Annotated in this window: 3 protein-coding genes; 1 reads left to right on the top strand and 2 read right to left on the bottom strand. The window is 64.6% G+C overall.

Annotation, left to right across the window (positions count from 1 at the left end):
• Together EN742_RS31150 and EN742_RS31145 are read right to left on the bottom strand one after the other, a co-directional pair.
• Window positions 1-974 (bottom strand): sugar phosphate isomerase/epimerase family protein (locus EN742_RS31150; RefSeq protein ID WP_128333679.1); only part of this gene is annotated, 974 nt, incomplete at its 3' end.
• A 122-nt stretch (window positions 975-1,096) separates the two neighbouring features.
• Window positions 1,097-1,990 carry a LysR substrate-binding domain-containing protein gene (locus EN742_RS31145; protein ID WP_128333678.1) on the bottom strand — a complete coding sequence of 298 codons (894 nt, stop codon included), beginning with the start codon at window positions 1,988-1,990 and terminating at the stop codon, window positions 1,097-1,099.
• A 241-nt stretch (window positions 1,991-2,231) separates the two neighbouring features.
• Here EN742_RS31145 and EN742_RS31140 point away from each other — a divergent pair.
• Window positions 2,232-2,647: substrate-binding domain-containing protein (locus tag EN742_RS31140; RefSeq protein ID WP_189375683.1), on the top strand; the 416-nt coding region annotated here is incomplete at its 3' end.

Here is a 2,647-nt window from a genome sequence, read left to right as displayed (position 1 = left end):
CCAATCAAGGCCCGGATGACGATCCTCTGGCTGGCGGCGGCGTCCTGGCGGGCCAGTGCGTCGGCAAGGCCATTGTCGCCGGCCAGCCCGTCGGCAATCTCCAGCGATCGGCGCACCGTGGCGATGTTGGCCTCGCATTCGGCGACGGGATCGAGCCCGCTCAGGTCCGGAAAGGTGTCGAAGTAGAGCGCGCCGTCGAAGCCGTCGCGGCGGATCTGGTGAAGCAGTTCCAACGTCGAGCGCAGATGCACCGCGCCGACCATCAGCCCGTCGTCGCGCTTGCCGTATCCGTCATTGAGATGCACGCCGAGCAGCCGGCTGCGGCGGTTGATCAGATGCGCGGCAAGCGCCGGCTGCTCGCCCGCGTAAAGCGCGTGCGCGAAATCGATGGTGACGCCGAGATTGGTCGAGCCGGCCTCGGCGATCGCCAGCAGCGTCGTCGCCGCGTCCCGCAGCAGCGATTGGGCGCGCGGCTCGTCGGGCTTGTACTCGATGCTGACGCGGCAGTCCGGATCGTGCTCCGCCACCTCCCGGACGCCGGCCACCTCCCAGTCCCAAGCCTGTGCGTAATCGAGCTGGAAGTTGCAGTCGAACCCGTCCTGGCCGAGCCAGATCGTCATCAGATCCGCGCCCATGGCGCGCGCCGCATCGATGCCGCGCTTGGTCAGATCGATGGCCTCGCGCCTCACCGCCGCGTCCGGATTGGTGAAGGCGCCGCGCTTGAAGGCCGGGTTGGTGTAATAGCGCATCGCAAGGCCGTTGATCGACAGGCCGAGGCCGCCTATTCGCCGGGCGATCTCCGCCGGCTCGCCGGACATGTGGTCGGGAAAGTTCAGGTCCACATCGGTCAGGCCGCGCACGGTGGCGGCGCGCTCGGCCATCTGCATCATGCTCGGCTTGCCGGAGAGGTCCGGCCATCGCAGCTGCGGCGCGGAGCCGAAGGAGTTCAATCGGGTTGCGAAACGGGACAGCATGCGAACCTTCGGCCTTCGAGTTTTTCACACAAATACAGAAAGCCGTGAAGTTATCAAGTGTGAGATCGATGCACGGCACCCGGCGATGTGTGAAGGTCCGACCCGCTTGGCGGCTTTTGTCTTCAGGCCGGCAGGCCGGGCGTCCCGTCGCGCTCGGCGCGCAGCCAGTCGAGGAACAGCCGCACCTTCTTGTGCCGCAGATGGTCACGCGGACACACGATCCACTGCGTGACGATGCGCAGCGAAGGAGGATCAGGGACGGGACAGACGAGCCGGCCCTCGCGCAGCTCGCGCTCCATCATCATGCTGCTCTCCAGTGCAATCCCCATGCCGTCCAGCGCCGCGTCGATCGCCATATGGGAGCGGTCGAACAGGATGCGGCGCCATCTGTTCGCCGGATGCGCGCCAGCGAGCTTGAACCAGGCCGGCCATTGCGCCTGCGACTTCACGGAATGGATCAGCCGGTGCCGCGTCAGATCCTCGGCGCTAAGGCTGCCCGCCGCCGCGAGAGCCGGGGCACAGGCCGGGATGAAGCTCTCCTCGGCCATGCCTTCGACGAACAGGCCCGGCCAGCGGCCGTCGCCATGCCGTATTTCCAGATCGACGAGCTCGCGGTTGAAGTCCGTCGGCTCATTGGTGCCGTCGAGGCGGATTTCCAGTTCCGGATTCTGGTCGAGGAAGGAGGCAAGGCGCGGCAGCAGCCATTTGTTGGAAAGTGTCGGCGTCGCCCGCACCGTCAGCATCGTCACCGAACGATAGCCGCGGATCGTGCGCGTGGCCTCGGTGATACGCTCGATCTCGTCGGTAATGGTAGCGTAATAGCGCTCACCCGCTTCCGTCAGAACCACGCGCCGGCCCATCTTCGTCAGCAGGCTGACGCCGAGCTGGACCTCGAGCGCCTGGATCTGCTGGGTGACCGCCGACGGCGTCACGCCGAACTCCTCGGCGGCGCGCGAGATGCTGCCCGCCTGGGCCGCGGCATGAAAGACCCAAATGGCCTTGACCGGGATCTGCATCTTTCCTCCTCGCGGCAAGCGTGCAAGCCATACCATTTTTCTTTAAGCCTGGCTAAAAAATCGGATAGGGCTTCTAATTTGAATCTAACAGATCGAATGCTCTAATTTCCAACTTGCTGCAACACGGTGAAGTCGTGAACAGTCGGAGCGCTTAATGGCGAGAGGTGAAGGCCGTAGCGTCCGGGTCTACAGGGAAGAGAATGCTCCGGAGATGATCCGGTACCAAATGGGAGGAAATTCGATGAAGTTACGGATAAGCGGCGTGCTCGCCGCCCCGACGGCGCTCGCCCTTCTCGGCGCGGCCCCCGCTTTCGCCGACGACAGCTGCCCGGCCTATCCAACGGCCAAGATGGACAAGATCGAATCGACGGCTGTCGAGAAGGAGTTCGGCGCCGTGCCGGCGCCAAAGAAGGAGCTGCATTTTGCCTATGTGACGAAGACGCTGATCAATGAGTTCTGGCAGGACGTCGCGGCCGGCGCAAAGGCCGAGGCGGCGAAGTACAAGATCAACGTCGACGTGCAGGCGGCCAAGGACGAAAGTTCGATGATCGAGCAGCTCAACCTTGCCCAGACGGTGCTGTCGCAGAAGCCGGACGCGCTGCTTTTGTCGCCGCAGTCCGATTCCAATCTGGCGCCGGTGATCGAAGCGGCCCGCGC

This window comes from Mesorhizobium sp. M4A.F.Ca.ET.020.02.1.1, assembly GCF_004022645.1.
Taxonomy (GTDB): Bacteria; Pseudomonadota; Alphaproteobacteria; order Rhizobiales; family Rhizobiaceae; genus Mesorhizobium.
Note: the sequence above shows the minus strand (reverse complement) of the source record. Positions and strands in the feature narration are given on the sequence as shown.